The sequence below is a fragment of the Bradyrhizobium sp. JR3.5 genome, from assembly GCF_054057015.1.
The window spans coordinates 2,166,479-2,182,656 of sequence record NZ_JBSRYV010000002.1; the positions used below are offsets into that span (position 1 = coordinate 2,166,479).

A 16,178-nucleotide genomic window follows, 5' to 3' on the forward strand; every position below is an offset into this window, starting at 1 on the left:
ACGCCAGAAGCCGTAACGGGTTACGTCCTCAAGCGCCGTACAACTCAGCCCGAAGGCCCTCGCCCCTTCAAGGGCGGGACCTCCAGGATTCGTCGCCGCTCAGACGAGCGGCACGCCGTAATAATCATCCACCGCGCGTGTGCGGCCGATATCTGCCCAATTCCAGTCTCGCTCGCTGCCGTATTTGGGCGCGCCGCGCAGCTGACTCTCGGTCACGCCGGTGACATAACCGCCCAGCCTGGTGTCGTACTTGAGCGACTGCCAAGGCAGCGGATAGTGGTCGTTGCCAAGCCCGAGGATACCGCCGAAGCCGAGCACGGCGTAGGACACCCTTCCGCTCTGCTTGTCGATCATCACGCGTTCGATCGAGCCGATCTTGCGCTCGTCCGATCCATAGACCGCGGTGCCCTCGACCTTGTCGCTGCCGATCAGGTTTCCGACCTTCTTTCTCGTCCATCGCCATGTCAGTTCTCCATTGATGTCCCAAGGCTGTCTCGCGAGGCCAACGGCGGAGCCGTACCGTCGTTCCTGCCACATTGCCCCACTTGCTGCACAGCAAAATGCTTGTTTCAGCCCGTTGGAGGATCGCCGCGATCGTCTGATGTCATGCCGGAGCCCGGCGTCTTGTCGGGGTCGTTCAGTTTCGGATCACGCGTCGCTTCGCGCGTCGGCGGCTTTCGGGGCTCGGTCTTGTGAGCGCTCTGCGCCCGCTGCTTGTCGGCCGGCTGCTCCTGACCCTTGTTATCCTTGACGATACCGTGATTGGAATGTGGCATTGCTAAACTCCTTGGCTGATATCCCTTGAAGCTATGCGGGCCCCGACGATGAATTTCGCCGAGGCCCGTCACCGGAGTGGTTCACCGCTTTCCGGGGAGCAAAGCAGCGAACGCATGGTGTTACGCAGTGCGCCGAAGATCGTTCCTGCGATCGCATGATCGCTCTTGCGATCTCTAAGTCGCACTTGCGATCTCAAGATCGCACTTGCGATCTTTCGGTGTAATTTTTCAATTCGCCCGATGTCATGGGTTAACGACGGCCTCCGGGCAACATGCCAAAAATTGCTGGTTCCAGTTCGGAGGCGGCATGATCAAGAAGAAACGCAACAGAGCGCGTCCCCCCGGATCGTTCGAGGACCGCCTGCAAAAATTTGCCGAAGATGCACGCCTTGCGGCACGCAAGCTGCCGCCGGGACGGGAACGCGAAATGCTGATGAAGAAAGCCAGACAAACCGAGACAGTGATGGAAGTCAGCGATTGGCTGACGCTCCGCAAATAGCCGCGCCGGACTCCGGTCCATAGGGAGGGCCGCGATGATCGAGGAGAGATTCGACTCACATACGCTCGCCGTCATGAATTTTGCGCTGGATCGCGTATGCGCCGATGCGCTGCACGGCGAGGAACACGACACCCGCAAGCGCGTTGCCAGATACATCATCAGGTGCGCCAGGAGCGGCAGGACGACGCTCCCCGAGCTTCTCGAGGCCGGGCAGCCGGCGCTGGCCAAAGTCGCCGCCGCGGCGGAATAGCCGCCGCAACCTGCCCTGCTCTCGGCCTTTGGCAGAGGCGGCTACGATGCGCATTGCAATCAGCATCGGCCTGCTGGTCCTCCTGGCCGCCGTCGGCGCCTGCGCGTTTGAAGGCTTGATGGTGCTTGATGCGCCAGTGCCGACCTACGGCATCGTCATGCTCACGATCGGGATCACCCTGCTGGTCGCGGTCGGCGTCGGCCTGATGGGCCTGCTGTTCTATTCCAGCCGCCGCGGCTACGACGCGCCGCCGCACATCAAGCGGTAGATTACGAGCGCCTCCCCGTCATTGCGAGGAGCAAAGCGACGAAGCAATCCATCCCTCCCCATACGCGGATCGATGGAGTGCTTCGCTTCGCTCGCAATGACGTGGATAGCCTGGCGCTAGGACGTTACGGGCACCCGCGCGCGAATCTCGGCGACCTTGCGCTTCAGCGACGTCTGCCGCGGATCGGGCATGATGGCGGCGCGGGCCTCGGTGATGGCGGCGGCAAGATCGGGAAGCGCGAGCACGCCGTCGAAGGTCGGCCTGACGAGCCCGTCGATGATCACGTGCCAGTCCGCGATGCCCTGACGATAGGGATCACCGTAGCCCTGGATCATGGTCGCGGTCTGCACAATCGCTGAAGCCGCGCCTGGCTGCTTGGTCAGGCTGCGGTCGATCATGTGCAGCCAGCGCTCGACCCAGATCCGCTCCTTGGCGTAACGCCCCGAGAACAGCCGCCAGCGCTTGAGGCCCGCCTCGATCCTGAGCCGGCGAATGCTGAAGCGGGTGTTGGCCCTAAAGCTGATCGAGACCCGGCGGCGGCGCCAGCCGAGCTGATCCAGCACGGCGAGGATCGGATCGGCGACCATCGCAGGCAGGGCGTCGATCAACTCGTCGAAGCGGAGCTTCTTGACGTCGTCGGCCGAGCGCGCCGCAAGGCCACCCGCCGCGTTGACTTCGCCGAGCTTGAGCTGCGCGATGCGGATCGCGTCTTCATAGGCCATGCGCTCGGCCATCAGCCGCGCGATCTCGGCAAGCAGCGCGTCGTCAACGCCGCGGCGGCCGACGAAGCGCTTGAGCCGGTCGATATAGAGCTGGGCGTAGCTCGTGCTCTGATAGGCGATCAACAGATCGATGGCCTCGGTGACCGCGGGCCCGAGGTGGTCCGGGCAGGCGTCGGGCAGCACCGGCGGCCCCTCGTCCTCATCGCCGATGATATCGGCAAACAGGTAACGAAGCGAAGCCAGCAGACTGTCGTCATCCGGCACTGCGGCGCCTCCAGAACTCGTCGCGGGGCTCATGCAGGTTTTGGCTCCGCGACCTGTGGGGTGGCGTGCTGTGCGAGCCGCTGCTCGAGTGTCGAGATATTCTCGAACAGGCGGGCACTGAACAGACGCAGGAGGTAGAAGCCGAACGCCGGGTTCTGAACGTAAAGCTGCTCGACCTGGTCATAGGTCACCGACAGCACCATGCCGGTTTCGACGCACTCCAGCGTCTGGGTTCGCGTGTTCGACGGCGACAGCATGCCGAACTCGCCGACCAGGGCGCCGACCGGCAGCTCGATGCCGGATTCGACCAGGCGAAAGCGGCCGCTGACAATGTAGAACATGCTGTCGGCCTTCTCGTCCTTGTAGAACAGGACTTCGCCCGCGGTGCATTTGCGCTCGGTCGTGAACGGCCTCAGCCAGTCCATCGACAGATCGCTGTTGACCGATTTCTTCACATTGCGGACCAGTTGCAGCATCTGGTGCAGACGATAGGTGTTCACCGGCAGCAGCACGGCATGCAGGATCAGCGTCGCGTAATTGTGGGTCGGGACGGCGGTCGCGATCAGGATGATGTTGGTCAGGATGGCGAAGACGCGCAACGGGATCATGGTCCGCATCGACAGCGTGGCGACCACGAAGATCGATGCAAAGAAACTGCCGGCGGCGCCGGCGTGCTCCGCGAGATGTGAGGTATCCATCGGAAACCAACCAATTTCTCAAGAAGTGAACAAGATCGCCTTATTAGTCGCTTCATTCCGGCCAAGGTCGCATCGGTGACCAGCATCCCTGATATACGGTGAAAAAGCGACGATTTGTCTGATTTCTCACATTCGCGGGCGCAAGAACGGGCCAACATGGTTAGGCCATTCGTCCAACATTTGGGACTTTCGCCGCGACCATCCCGCCACCGCCTGCGCGTTGACGGCCTCAACCGGGAGAGGCACGTTGTGACACAGGCTCCGCCATTCGCAGGGGCCTCAATTCCAGCAGTTCAGCGACAGGCAAGCTCCGTTCCGATGTCCAAGCCGCTCGTCCTTCCGGCCTTGACGCGCTTCATATCCGCCACCGCCGGCCGCAACATGACCAAGGCGGCCTATGTCGCGGTCACGGTCGGTGTCGCCACGATGACGCTGCTGACGGTCGCGCCGGCTTATGACACGGTCCCCGCACTGGGTCGATGCGCTGCTGTGGGCCTGCCTTGCCTATTTCGTGTTCGAATGGCTGGTGCGGCTGCGGCACATGCGGCGGCAGGACAAGCTCTGGTTCTACGCGCTGTCCAGCGCAGGCGTCGTCGATGCGGTCGGCGCGCTGGCGGTGCCGCTGGCCCTGATCTGCGGCATCGAGCCGAAAACCGCATGGCTGCTCGGCGTGCTCTGGGTGCTCAAGGTGGTGCCGGGCATTCCCGGCCTGCGCCAGCTCCGGCGCGTGCTCGTGGTGGAATCCGGCCCGCTGCTCAGCGTGCTCGTGATCTTCCTGATGGTGGTGTTCCTGGCCTCGGTCGCCGAATATTTCCTGGAGCGGGACGTCCAGCCCCAGACCTTCGGCAGCGTGCCGGCGGCGCTGTGGTGGGCGGTGGTGACGCTGACCACGACAGGCTATGGCGACGTGGTGCCGATCACCCCGCTCGGCCGCATGGTCGCTGCCATGGTGATGATCTCGGGCCTCGGTGTGTTCGGGCTGTGGACCGGTATTCTGGCGACCGGCTTTGCCGCGGAAACCCGTCGCGACAATTTTCTGAGAACCTGGGAGACCGTGAGCAAGGTGCCGTTCTTCGCGCATCTCGGCCCGGCCGCGATCGCGGACGTCACCCAGGTGCTGCGGACCATGGACCTGCCGCCGCGCACCATGATCATCCGCAAGGACACCAATGGCGACTGCATGTATTTCGTCGCCGCCGGCGAGGTGGAGGTCGACCTGCCCGGACGCAAGGTGAAGCTCGGCGAAGGCGCGTTCTTCGGCGAGATGGCGCTGCTCGGTAACGCCAAGCGGGGCGCCAGTGTCTCGACCAGCAAGGTGACCCGGCTGTTGGTGCTTGACCTCGTCGATTTCCGCCTGTTGATGGCAAGGCATCCCGATCTCGCCGAGACCATCGACGCCGAGGCGAAGCGGCGCGAACGTGAGAACCAATGATGGAGACCAAGATGGCCGACGCGGCCGACACCGCCAGCGGACCCGTGCTCGAAATTGCGGGCGCCCGCGCCACGATCCGCCTCAACCGGCCGAAGCATCTCAACCGCCTGCAGGCCGAGGATCTCGGCGAGCTGGTCAGGCTGTTCGACCGGATCGAGACCGATCCCGCAATCCGCGTGCTGGTGCTGACCGGAACCGGCCGCGCGTTCTCCGCCGGCTACGATCTCAACTCAGTGGCCGAGCGCGCGGTGAGCGAGAGCGAGCAGCAGAGTGCGGGCTCGGCGTTCGAGGTGGTGGTGAACCGGCTCGAGGATCTGAACGTGCCGACGATCTGCAGACTCAATGGCGGCGTCTATGGCGGCTCGACCGACCTCGCGCTGGCCTGCGACTTCCGCATCGGCGTCGACACCGCAGAGATGTTCATGCCCGCGGCGCGGCTCGGGCTGCACTATTACAAGAGCGGCATCCAGCGCTACGTCACACGGCTTGGCGTCGACAACGCCAAGATGCTGTTCCTGACCGCGCAGAAGATCACGGCGCCGGAGATGCTGCGGATCGGCTACCTCACCGCGATGGTGTCGCTCGACCTGCTCGACGAGGAGGTCGACAAGCTCGCCACGATCCTGGCCGGCAATGCGCCCAAGGCGATGGCCGGCATGAAGCGCGCAATCAACGAATTCGCCCGTGGCGCGCTGGATGAGGCCGCCGCCGACCAGCGCCACCGCGACAGCATGCGCGGCGACGAGATCAAGGAAGGCATCAAGGCGTTCGCCGAGAAGCGGGCACCGAGGTTTTAGTTGGGCTCGCCCACTCTCAATACCGTCACCCTGAGGAGCGCGTAGCGCTTCTCGAAGGGTCGACGGCCCCACTGTGGCCGTACATCCTTCGCGGCTCGCTCCGCTCGCACCTCCAGCGACAAAGGCTTCGCCTTTGCGCGGGGATGACGGGCCTGGCTGGAATTTGCCGATGCTTCACTCTTCCTTGGAGGGGGAGGGTCGGCTCACATGGAGCGCAGCGGAATGTGAGACGGGGTGGGTGATCCCTCAACGCGGGCAGTGCCCGAGCGGGAAGATTTTCACCCCACCTCGCCGCTCATTTCATTCGCGTCGATCCTCCCCCTCCAGGGGAGGATGAGAGCAGCGTCCCCTCACGCTCGCTTCGACCGCATCGCGCGCGTCTGCGCGATCTCCGGGTCGCGGGCCAGCGCCTGGTAGCGCTTGCTGTCGACGGCGTAGATCGCTATGCGGCCCTCGGCGTCGGCGTGAACGCCCCAGCCAAACCGTTTGCCGAGCGGCGAGGCGCGCATGCAGGCTTGGCCGCGCGAGAAGAACGTCTCGCGGGCGAGGCTGCGCGCCTTCTTCGCCGCCTTTGCGTCGAGCGCGCGGCCGGCCGACGAGGTCGCGAACACGACGTCGTCGGAGGTGTATTTGTACGGCGCGCCTGCGATCATCCGGAATTGCAGCACGGCGACCGTGGGCTGGCCGCCACGCGGCTGCGGCTCCTCGCCGCACTGCGCCGGGCAATCCTCGGCGACGGCGGATCAGGGTGTTGAAGCAGTTGGTGCTGTACAGCGGTTTCGCCATCGACACGATCCGTATCACACGCCCGCGGCGGCTGCATGCTGCGCCGCCATCTCGTCGTCGGCCTTCGATATCCGGATGAAAGCCGGGCGCGCGGAGATGCGTTCGGAATAGCGGACGAAGGCGTCCCTTTTCGGCACGATGCCGAACATCATGGTCCAGCTGAGCGCGATGCCCCAGAGGATGTCGGCCGCCGTGATCTCCTCGCCGAAGAGATAGGGCCCCTTTGCGAGCTGCGCCTCAAGCGCGCCCAGCATGGTGTCGTAATCGGCGTAGGGCGACTGCGTGATCGGCGCCGGCTCGCGCTTCATGAAATGGTCGATCACCGCCGGCTCGAACGAGGCGCCGTAATAGGCGATCCAGCGCAGATACGGGCCGCGGCGCGGGTCGTTCAGCGCGGGCGTCAGGCCCGCCTGCGGAAACAGATCGGCGAGATAGATGAAGATCGCGACCTGCTCGGTCACCAGCGCGTCGTGATGGCGGATCGCCGGTACCTTGCCAAGCGGATTGATCGCGAGATAGGCGTCCTTGCGCTGCTCGGCCGCCTTCATGTTGAGGATGTGCAAATCATAGGGCGCGCCGAGCTCCTCCAGCAGCACGCGCGTGCCGGTGGCGCGGCTCTGTGGCGAGTAATACAGCGTGACGCGGTCGGTGGTGGCAGCGGTGGTCATCAGCGGGTCTCCTTGCGCCGTCAGGGGCATGGCCTCCTTATGTCCGCCTATACCTGACATCTTGTGTCAGGTATGATCTTCCCATGCGCGCGAGCCGGCTGTTTTCCATCCTCACCACCCTGCAGGCGCGGGGACAGGTCACCGCGCCCGAGCTGGCCGAGGCCTGCGAGGTCTCGGTGCGCACGATCTATCGCGACATCGATGCGCTCGCGGCCGCCGGCGTCCCCGTCTATGCCGACCGCGGTGCCGAGGGCGGCTACCGGCTGCTCGACGGCTATCGGGTGCGGCTGAACGGGCTATCGCAGGGCGAGGCCGAGGCGCTGTTCATGGCTGGGCTGCCCGGCCCCGCCGCCGCGCTCGGCCTCGATGCCGCGATGGCGGCGGCGCAGACCAAGCTGATGGCGGCGCTGCCGGAGAATCTTCGCCCCAACGCGAGAGGGATGCAGCAGCGCTTCCATCTCGACGCACCCGGCTGGTTCGGCGAGACCGAGGAGCCGAAGCATCTGCGCGCCATTGCGGCCTCGGTGCTGCGCGAGACCCTGATCGAGATCCGCTACCAGAGCTGGAAAGCCGAGAAGCGGCGGCGCGTGGCGCCGCTCGGCCTCGTGCTGAAGGGCGGCAGCTGGTATCTCGCCGGCCTCGTCGACGGCAATGTGCGCACCTATCGGGTCGCGCGAGTGCTGGATTGCACGGTGCTGGAGACGCCGTTCGCGCGGCCGGCGGAGTTCGATCTCGCGACCTACTGGCGCGCCTCGATCACGCGGCTCGAGGCCGAGCTGCATCCGAACGAGGCCACGGTGCGGCTGTCGCCGTTGGGGCTGCAGCTGTTCGATGCGCTGGGCCATCCTTACGTGAAGGCGCGGATGCGGCTTGCCGAGAGCGTCGAGCCCGACGGCTGGCGCGTCGCCACCATGCCGGTCGGCAAGACGGTGTGGCACGCCGCCTCGGAGCTGCTGCGGCTTGGCGCCGAGGCCGAGGTGATCGCGCCCGCGGAGCTGCGCGAGAAGATGGCTGAGCTGGCGGGCGCGATGGCCGCGCGCTACGCCGACGCGCCGCCGCGCCGCGCTGCCCGCCGTTAATACCGGCTGTCGGAGCTGATGACGAAGCGGTCGAGAAAGTTGACCGGCAGGATCTCGAACCGGTCGAGCGTGAGCGTAATCCCGGTCACGAAGTCGACGCCCTTGATTGTGCCCTCGAGGTCGATCCGACGGCCGCGGCGCAGGCCGCGTGTTTCCGGATGTTGCTCGATGTCGATATAGGCATAGATCGGGTTGTCGAGCCGGGAATGGCGATGCCAGCCGCGTTGCAGAAAGCTGAATTGCAGCACGGAGCCCGCGCCCCAATCGATCGCGTCGAAGAAGCGGGTCTTCCAGGCAACGGGCTGTCCCAAATAATGCGCGGCGATGAACGCGTCGCGCTCAAGCGCAGGCAGATGGTGCAGTTGCCAGCTGATCTCCGCCGGCGTCAGGGAGGCGTTATTCGCCATTGTTGTTCTAGTCGTCGTTTCTTCTTGTCCTCGGCGGGAAGGTGAGCCGACCTTCCCGCCTTGAGGAAACTATACATCCATAAATGTGACAGTATCCGCCATAGTTGCGCGCGACGTGCGGTAGCTGTTCACCTTGTGCGCATGATCCGCATAGCCGAACGAGATACCGCAGACAACCCGGCGATCCCCAGCCAGGTTGAAATGGCGGCGGATCAGGCCGGAATGGCGTGCGATCGCGGCCTGCGGGATGGTGCCGAGCCCGAGCGCCTGCGCGGCCAGCATGAAGTTCGAGACATAACCGCCGCAGTCGATCGCACCATAGATGCCAAGCGGCTCGTTGGTGTGGATCACGGCAATGTGCGGGGCGCCGAAGAAATTGTAGTTCTCCAGCGCCTGTTTTGCGTAGGCCGCCCTGTCGCCGCGCGCGATACCGAGCGTGTTGTAGAGCTGGAAGCCGCTCTCGCGGCGGCGCTCCAGATAGACCCCGACATATTCGCGCGGCGGCGTGAAGTCGTAGTCCTCGCCGAGGCCGCGCGAGGCCTCGGCATAGATCGCCTTGCGAAAGCGCTCCTTGGCCTCACCGGAGACGATCAGGACTTCCCAGGGCTGGCTGTTGCACCACGACGCGGTGCGCTGCGCGGTCGTCAGGATATGCTCGATGACGTCGCGCGGCACCTCGCGCGGCTCGAACGCGCGCACCGAGTAGCGCTCGTTGAGCAATTCCTCGAGCGCGCCGATGCGGTCTTCGGTCGCGAAACGCGGCTTGGTGGTGGCATCCATGCTCAACGCCCCTTGGTCGGGATCTTGTTGTAGGGCACATCCTTGTCGACCCGGATGTCGCCCGGCAACCCGAGCACGCGCTCGGCGATGATGTTGCGCAGGATCTCGTCGGTGCCGCCGGCGATACGCATCGAGGGCGACGACAGCAGCATCTGCTGGAACTGGCCGTTGGCCTGCTCCTCGTCGGTCCCGGTGAGGCTGCCCGCCGCTCCCTCGAGGTCCATCGCATAGGTCGCGATGTCCTGCAGCATCAGGCCGGAGACGAGCTTGCCGATAGAATTCTCCGGACCGGGCCGCTCGCCCTTCGACAGCGCCGAGATCGCGCGATAGCTGGTGTATTTCAGCCCGCTTGCCTTCACCGCCCAGCTCGCAAGTTTGGAGCGCACCGCCGGATCATCGATCGCAAGGCCATCCTCCAGCATCAGATTGGAGCAGAACTCGAACATTTCAGGGACACCGGTCGCTAGCCGCGATCCGATCGACATGCGCTCGTTCATCAGCGTGGTCAGCGACACGCTCCAACCCTCGCCGACGGCGCCTAAGCGCTGGCTGTCCGGGATCACGACGTCGGTGAAATAGACCTCGTTGAACTCCTGCATGCCGTTGGCCTGCTTGATCGGCCTGACCTCGACGCCCGGGCTCTTCATGTCGAGGAAGAACATGGTGAGGCCCTTGTGCTTGGGCACATTCGGATCGGTGCGCGCGATCAGAAGGCCGTAGTCGGAGTAATGCGCGCCGGAGGTCCAGATCTTCTGGCCGTTGACGACCCAGTTGTCGCCCTTCTTCTCGGCGCGGGTGCGCAGGCCGGCGACGTCGGAGCCGGCCGACGGCTCGGAGAACAGCTGGCACCAGATCTCCTCGCCCGACGCGAGCTTCGGCAGATAGCGGCGCTTGGCTTCTTCGCTGCCCCAGGCCATCACGGTCGGGCCGCACATGCCCTCGCCGATCTGGAACGGCTGGGTCAGCTTGCCGTAGACGCCCTCTTCCTGCTGCCAGATCACGCGCTCGATCGGGGTGGCGCCACGGCCGCCATATTCCTTCGGCCAGTGCAGGCAGGCCCAGCCGCCCTCGGCCTTCTTCTTCTGCCAGGCCTTGCCGACCTCGACCATGTCGTGCTTGGCAAGCCTGATGCGGCCGAGCGAGGACTTCGAGAGCTCGTCCTCGAACTCCTTCGGCGCATTGGCCGCGATCCAGTTACGGGCGATGGCGCGGAAATCGGCTTCCTGCGGCGTGTCATCGAAATTCATGGCGAACCTCTTTTGATTTTCCACGCGCTCAGGCGCGGCCCTTGGTCGGGATCTTGTTGAAGGGAACGTCCTTGTCGACCCTGATGTCGCCGGGCAGGCCCAGCACGCGCTCGGCGATGATGTTGCGCATGATCTCGTCGGTGCCGCCCTCGACACGGGTGCCCGGCGCGCGCAGCAGCATCGCCTGGAACTTGCCGGCGACCTCGGCATCCTCGGGTCCGGTCAAGGCGCCGGTGGCGCCTTGCAAATCGAGCGCGTAGGTTGCGACGTCCTGGATCATCGAGCCGGCAACCAGCTTGCCGATCGAGTTCTCAGGCCCCGGACGTTCACCACGGGAGAGCGCGGAGATCGCGCGCATGCTGGTGTATTTCAGCCCGCTCGCCTTCACCGCCCAGTTCGCGAGCTTCGCGCGCACCGCGCGGTTCTCGATCGCGGGGCCATCCTCCAGCATCAGGCTGTTACAGAAGTCGAACAGTTCGGGGAAGCCGGTCGCGACGCCGGCGCCGATCGACATCCGCTCGTTCATCAGCGTCGTCAGCGACACGTTCCAGCCGTCATTGACATTGCCGAGCCGCTGCGAGTCCGGAATCCGCACGTCGGTGAAATAGACCTCGTTGAAGTCGGAGGCCCCGCTCGCCTGCTTGATCGGCCTGACCTCAACGCCCGGGCTCTTCATGTCCAGGAAGAACATGGTGAGGCCCTTGTGCTTTGCGACATTGGGATCGGTGCGGGTCAAGAGGATCCCGTAATCGGAGTAATGCGCGCCCGAGGTCCAGATCTTCTGGCCGTTGATCACCCATTCGTCACCCTGCTTCTCGGCGCGGGTGCGCAGGCCTGCGACGTCGGAGCCGCCGGCCGGCTCGGAGAACAGCTGGCACCAGACCTTCTCACCGGAGGCGAGCGGCGGCAGATATTTGCGCTTCTGCTCCTCGCCGGCGAACGCCATCATGGTCGGGCCGCACATGCCGTGGCCAATGATGAACATCGAGCTGAGGCGGCCGAACGGGCCCTCCTCCTGCTGCCAGATCACGCGCTCGATCGGCGACGAGCCGCGGCCGCCATACTCCTTCGGCCAGTGCAGACAGGCCCAGCCGGCGTCGGCCTTCTTCTTCTGCCAGGCCTTCGCGACCTCGAGAATGTTGGCGCCCTTGAGCTGAACGCGGCCGAGCGAGGCCTTGCGCAGCTCCTCCTCATATTGCTTCGGCGCATTGGCCGCGATCCAGGCTTTCGCCTCGGCGCGGAATGCGGCCTCCCGCGGGGTGTCGTCGAAATTCATGGTCTATCATCCTTCGCCGGTGTCGTCGGATGGGTAGAGCGAAGCGAAACCCATCCGTCGGACCACCCGCGTCATGATGGGTTTCGCTGCGCTCTACCCATCCTACAAGTTGCGAATCCTTACGCCGCGTTCTTCTTGCGCATGCGGTCGATCAGCGCATCTTCCCAATAGGACAGGCTGCCGAGACCGAGCGCCACCGCATTGGCGCGACGGTAGTACATGTGGCAGTCGAACTCCCAGGTGAAACCCATGCCGCCATGGACCTGGATGTTGTTCTTGGCGCAGTGCTGGAACGCCTGCGTTGCGCTGATGCGCGCGGCGGCGGCCGCTTCCGGCAATTCGCCGGCATTGGTCGAGAGCGCCCAGGCGCCGTAGTAGCAGTTCGAGCGCGCCAGGGTCGCCGAGACATACATGTCGGCCAGCATGTGCTTGACCGCCTGGAACGAGCCGATCGGACGGCCGAACGCGATACGGTCGAGCGCATAGTCGCGGCCCATCTCCAGCGCGCGGTCGGCGCCGCCAACCTGCTCGAACGCCGTCAACACGGCGGCGCGATCCAGCACCTGGGTGATCACACCCCAGCCCTCGCCTGAGGCGCCGAGCGGCTCGGCCTTGGCATCCTTGAAGGTGATCTCGGCCTGGCCGCGGGTCAAATCGATGTTGGTGAGCGACTTGACCTCGACGCCGCCGGCCTTGAGGTCGACGATGAACAACGAAATGTCCGACTCGCGACCGCTTGAGCCGGTGCGGGCGGCGACAACGGCGAAATCGGCGATTGCGCCGTCGGCGACCGGCTTCTTGACGCCGTTGAGCACGCCGCCATTGGCCGTGACCTTGATCGCCTTCGGCGACGGATTGCCCTTGCCCTCGAACAGCGCCAGCGTGCCGATGGCATCGCCGGAGGCAATCTTCGGCAGCCACTTCTGCTTCTGCGCGTCACTGCCTGCGATCAGGAGCGCTTCGGCGGCGAGATAGACCGTGGAGGAGAACGGCACCGGCGCCAGCGCGCGGCCCATTTCCTCCGCGATCACGCAGAGCTCGAGATGGCCGGCGCCCGCGCCGCCGAACTTCTCCGGGATCGCGACGCCGAGGAAGCCCATCTCGGCGAGACCCTTCCACAGTGCCTTGTCGTAAGGCGCCTTGCCGTCGAGCACCTCGCGCACGGCCTTCGGCGGGCACTGCTCGCTGAGGAACTTCCGCGCCTCGTCGCGCATCTGCTTCTGTTCGTCGGAGAAATCGAAATTCATGGCGCTTACCCGCGTTGCTGTTGTTCGTTGGCATCGTCAGATGGGTGGAGCGAAGCGATACCCATCGATGGCTTGGTCAGAGATGATGGGTTTCGCTACGCTCTACCCATCCTACGATCAGTTCAAAATGATCACCTCATCACCGGGCTTGTCGGCATATAGCCTCTCCACCAGTGCGGCGCGGCGTTCGAGGCCGGCGCGCTGGTTGATGTAGCCCTTGTCGGTGAGCTCGTTGCCGTCGATCGACGGCGGCTCGACCATCAGCATCGCACGCGCGATCCGCATGCTGCTGCCGGTGCAAGATGCATTGTGCGCCTGCAAGCCTTTCCTGAGACAGGCGACCACCTCGGGATGCCGGATCACGTCTTCATAGCTCGCATCCGCATTGCCGACGAGCTGGCGGCAGGCATGCAGGTTGGGCCAGCACAGCAGGCCGATGAACTCGCGATCCTGCCCCGCCACCAGTGCGTCATGCACGACCGGCGTCGCGGCTGATATCGCATCGGTGCGCAGCGAGCCGACATGGACGAAGGTGCCGGTGGTCAGCTTGAAGTCCTCGACCACGCGGCCGGCAAAGATGATGCCCTGCAGCGGATCCTCGGGGTGCACGAACACGCCGGCATCGCCGATGCAGTAGAAGCCCTCCTCGTCGAACATCTTTGCCGTGAGGTCGGGCTGGCCGAAATAGCCCGGCGTGACGTTGACGCCGCGCAGCCGCAATTCGTATTTCGAGCCGCATGGCACCATCTTCAGCTCGACACCGGGGAACGGCAGGCCGATCAAGCCGACGCGCTCGGTGTCCCAATAGGTGCCGGTCGAGGTCGGCGCGGTCTCGGTCGAGCCCCAGCCGGTGTAGAACACGATGCGCTCGCCCGTGGTCTTCACCGCCAGCGCCTGCATCCGGTCATAGAGATCGTCGGGCAGCCTGGCACCGCCATAGGCCATAATTGAGAGGTTCTTGAAGAAACTCGCGCAAAGCGCCGCGTCCTTCTCCATTGCCGCCGCGAGCGCCGCATAGCCGGCCGGCACGTTAGCGTAATAGGTCGGCGACACCTCGCGCAGATTCCTGATGGTCTCCTCGAGCTGCCCCGGCATCGGCCGGCCGTCATCGATATAGAGCGTGCCGCCGTCGACCAGCACCGGATTGAACGCGGCGTTGCCGCCCATGGTGTGATTCCACGGCATCCAGTCGAGCACGGTCGGGATCGGCCCCGCCGTTTCCCGCGGACGCACCTGCATCATCATCGCCGCATTGGCGCACATCATCTGCTGGGTGTTGATGACGGCCTTGGGCATGCCGGTCGAGCCCGAGGTGAACAGCAGCTTGCCGACGGTGTCGGGCGCGATCTTCGCGATCGACGCGCCGACATCGACCGTCACCGGCGTTGTCGCGAGCTCGGCGAAGGACACGCTCTTGATCCCCTCGCAGGGACGCTGCACGTGAACAACCGTGATGCCGGTAAGATCGATCGCCTTCAGCGCCCTTTCGAAGGTCGGACCGTCCTGCACCATCACGACGGCGGGCTTGATCAGGTTGAAGAGGTATTTGAGCTTGAGATGATCCTGGCTCATCAGCGAATAGGCCGGCGACACCGGCGCGGCCGGCAGCCGCGCCTGCATCGCAGCCTGCGTCATCAGCGCGTGCTCGATCGAATTGCCGGACAGGATCGCGACCGGCCGGCCGTCGGCGATGCCGAGATCGAGCAGGCCCTGCGTCAACGCATCGACGGTGCGCTTGGCTTCACCATAGGAGAGCTTGCGCCACTGCCGGTCGGGACCACCGCGCTGCGCCAGCCAGATCCGCTCCGGCGCCTGTGCCGCCCATTTGGCGAGATAGGCCGGAATGTGCGTCTCGTAGGCCTGCAACGGGATCCGCGACTTCAGGACGACGGTCCCGTCGGCGCGCCGCTCGACCGCGATGTCACGCGCGAGCCAATCCACCTTGCGGAAGACAGGCTTCGTCAGCATCGCCGCGTCTCCATCCATTTTGCGTCTCCCGGAATTCTCGTCCTTTTGAGGATCTGTTCTCAGCGCCTGATATAGACAGGCTTTCGTTTCTCGAGAAAGGCCTTCATGCCTTCCTGGAAATCTTCCGAGCGGCTGCACAGCACCTGATTGCGATCCTCCATCGCGATCACGGCCTCGATCGAGCCGGCATCGACGCTCATGTTGATGCATTCCTTCGAGAGGCGGAGGCCGACCGGCGAGGCCGTCATCATCGCGTCGACATAAGGATTGGCCGCAGTGTCGAGATCGGACGCCTCAACCACTTCAGACACAAGACCGACGGCAAGCGCGCGGTCCGCGTTGATGAAGCGCCCGGTAAGGATCAGTTCGGAGGCGACCGACACGCCGACGAGGCGCGGCAGGAAGTAGCTGGTGCCGATATCGCAGCCGCCGAGGCCGAGCTTGATGAAGGCGCAGTTCATTCGCGCGTTTTTCGCGGCGATGCGGATGTCGGCCGCGAGCGCCAGCGCGAAGCCGCCGCCGGCCGCAGCACCCTGCACCAGCGCGATGATCGGCTGCGGACAGCGCCGCATCAGCATCACGATGTCGGCAATGCGGCGCTGCGAGTCCAGCGACTCGGTGACGCCGGGCGGCTCGGTCTGGCCGCCGCGGCGCGCCATCGCGTGCTTGAGATCGAGCCCGGCGCAGAAATTCGCGCCGGCGCCCTTCAGCACCACGACACGGGTGTCGCGATTGCGCTGCAGGCCCTGGAAGTAGACATTGAGCGCATCGATCAGCGAGGGATCGAGCGCGTTCAGGCTTTCCGGGCGATTGAGCGTGACCCAATCTGTTCCGTCGTGATGTTCGATCAGCAGCGGCTGAGACACGCGCATGGTCCTCCCGACCGTCGTCCCGGCCAAGCGAAGCGCGAGCCGGGATCCATAACCACAGGCTTTTGGTGTTTTTGCGCGGCGTCTGCCAGGTTTGCCTGTTACAGACGCCGCGGAGTATGGGTCCCGGCTTTCGCCGGGACGA

At 64.9% G+C, this 16,178-nt stretch carries 17 protein-coding genes and 2 pseudogenes; 6 read left to right on the forward strand and 13 right to left on the reverse strand.

The annotated features are described in order from the left end of the window. Positions 1-99 precede the first annotated feature (99 nt). Entirely contained in the window at positions 100-537 is a 438-nt protein-coding gene (locus tag ACVWW1_RS27265) for a PRC-barrel domain-containing protein (protein WP_456658041.1), read from the reverse strand. A gap of 32 nt (positions 538-569) precedes the next feature. Next, a complete protein-coding gene (locus ACVWW1_RS27270; protein ID WP_456658042.1) occupies positions 570-776 on the reverse strand; it encodes a hypothetical protein in 207 nt (68 codons plus the stop codon). 307 nt (positions 777-1,083) lie between these two features. Between ACVWW1_RS27270 and ACVWW1_RS27275 the strand changes: the two genes are divergently transcribed. The 3 genes from ACVWW1_RS27275 to ACVWW1_RS27285 are packed head-to-tail and all read left to right on the forward strand — an operon-like array spanning position 1,084 to position 1,793. Beyond that, positions 1,084-1,275 (forward strand): hypothetical protein, encoded by a 192-nt coding sequence (locus ACVWW1_RS27275; protein ID WP_176528720.1) that lies wholly within the window; start codon positions 1,084-1,086, stop codon positions 1,273-1,275. A 34-nt stretch (positions 1,276-1,309) separates the two neighbouring features. Further along, positions 1,310-1,525 carry a hypothetical protein gene (locus ACVWW1_RS27280; protein ID WP_456658043.1) on the forward strand — a complete coding sequence of 72 codons (216 nt, stop codon included), beginning with the start codon at positions 1,310-1,312 and terminating at the stop codon, positions 1,523-1,525. Between the two features lie 46 nt (positions 1,526-1,571). Next, the gene (locus tag ACVWW1_RS27285; protein ID WP_207834763.1) at positions 1,572-1,793 is read left to right on the forward strand and encodes a hypothetical protein; all 222 of its coding nucleotides are present in this window, start codon (positions 1,572-1,574) and stop codon (positions 1,791-1,793) included. A gap of 116 nt (positions 1,794-1,909) precedes the next feature. Here the strand turns inward: ACVWW1_RS27285 and ACVWW1_RS27290 are convergent, their stop codons facing one another. Both ACVWW1_RS27290 and ACVWW1_RS27295 read right to left on the reverse strand, forming a co-directional pair. Then, positions 1,910-2,779 carry a DUF6537 domain-containing protein gene (locus ACVWW1_RS27290; protein ID WP_456658044.1) on the reverse strand — a complete coding sequence of 290 codons (870 nt, stop codon included), beginning with the start codon at positions 2,777-2,779 and terminating at the stop codon, positions 1,910-1,912. A 29-nt stretch (positions 2,780-2,808) separates the two neighbouring features. Continuing rightward, positions 2,809-3,477 carry a Crp/Fnr family transcriptional regulator gene (locus ACVWW1_RS27295; protein WP_176528717.1) on the reverse strand — a complete coding sequence of 223 codons (669 nt, stop codon included), beginning with the start codon at positions 3,475-3,477 and terminating at the stop codon, positions 2,809-2,811. A gap of 318 nt (positions 3,478-3,795) precedes the next feature. On the opposite strand from ACVWW1_RS27295, the pseudogene ACVWW1_RS27300 reads away from it, so the two are divergent. Together ACVWW1_RS27300 and ACVWW1_RS27305 are read left to right on the forward strand one after the other, a co-directional pair. Next, positions 3,796-4,909: pseudogene (locus ACVWW1_RS27300) on the forward strand (cyclic nucleotide-gated ion channel). An 11-nt stretch (positions 4,910-4,920) separates the two neighbouring features. After that, positions 4,921-5,706, forward strand: coding sequence for an enoyl-CoA hydratase/isomerase family protein (locus ACVWW1_RS27305; RefSeq protein ID WP_456658045.1), 786 nt, complete (start codon positions 4,921-4,923; stop codon positions 5,704-5,706). Positions 5,707-6,056: 350 nt separating this feature from the next. Here the strand turns inward: ACVWW1_RS27305 and ACVWW1_RS27310 are convergent. Together ACVWW1_RS27310 and ACVWW1_RS27315 are read right to left on the reverse strand one after the other, a co-directional pair. Beyond that, positions 6,057-6,383 (reverse strand): annotated as a pseudogene (locus ACVWW1_RS27310) (DUF6157 family protein); the annotation flags it as partial. Between the two features lie 123 nt (positions 6,384-6,506). Further along, positions 6,507-7,160, reverse strand: a complete 654-nt coding sequence (locus ACVWW1_RS27315; RefSeq protein WP_456658046.1) for a glutathione S-transferase family protein — start codon at positions 7,158-7,160, stop codon at positions 6,507-6,509. An 83-nt stretch (positions 7,161-7,243) separates the two neighbouring features. On the opposite strand from ACVWW1_RS27315, the gene ACVWW1_RS27320 reads away from it, so the two are divergent. Beyond that, positions 7,244-8,239, forward strand: a complete 996-nt coding sequence (locus ACVWW1_RS27320) for a helix-turn-helix transcriptional regulator (RefSeq protein WP_456658047.1) — start codon at positions 7,244-7,246, stop codon at positions 8,237-8,239. Here the strand turns inward: ACVWW1_RS27320 and ACVWW1_RS27325 are convergent. From ACVWW1_RS27325 to ACVWW1_RS27355, 7 genes are all read right to left on the reverse strand, one after another. Beyond that, entirely contained in the window at positions 8,236-8,646 is a 411-nt protein-coding gene (locus ACVWW1_RS27325) for a hypothetical protein (RefSeq protein WP_456658048.1), read from the reverse strand. The genes ACVWW1_RS27320 and ACVWW1_RS27325 overlap by 4 nt on opposite strands. Before the next feature lie 69 nt (positions 8,647-8,715). Beyond that, positions 8,716-9,426, reverse strand: a complete 711-nt coding sequence (locus tag ACVWW1_RS27330) for a nitroreductase (RefSeq protein WP_207834753.1) — start codon at positions 9,424-9,426, stop codon at positions 8,716-8,718. Positions 9,427-9,428: 2 nt separating this feature from the next. Further along, entirely contained in the window at positions 9,429-10,673 is a 1,245-nt protein-coding gene (locus ACVWW1_RS27335; protein ID WP_456658049.1) for an acyl-CoA dehydrogenase, read from the reverse strand. A gap of 28 nt (positions 10,674-10,701) precedes the next feature. Next, positions 10,702-11,949, reverse strand: a complete 1,248-nt coding sequence (locus tag ACVWW1_RS27340; protein WP_456658050.1) for an acyl-CoA dehydrogenase — start codon at positions 11,947-11,949, stop codon at positions 10,702-10,704. Between the two features lie 119 nt (positions 11,950-12,068). Beyond that, positions 12,069-13,196 carry an acyl-CoA dehydrogenase family protein gene (locus ACVWW1_RS27345; protein WP_456658051.1) on the reverse strand — a complete coding sequence of 376 codons (1,128 nt, stop codon included), beginning with the start codon at positions 13,194-13,196 and terminating at the stop codon, positions 12,069-12,071. A 117-nt stretch (positions 13,197-13,313) separates the two neighbouring features. Continuing rightward, positions 13,314-15,182, reverse strand: coding sequence for an AMP-binding protein (locus tag ACVWW1_RS27350; protein ID WP_456658052.1), 1,869 nt, complete (start codon positions 15,180-15,182; stop codon positions 13,314-13,316). Between the two features lie 41 nt (positions 15,183-15,223). Continuing rightward, complete coding sequence (locus ACVWW1_RS27355; protein WP_456660686.1) at positions 15,224-16,030, reverse strand: enoyl-CoA hydratase/isomerase family protein; 807 nt, start codon at positions 16,028-16,030, stop codon at positions 15,224-15,226. Positions 16,031-16,178 lie beyond the last annotated feature (148 nt).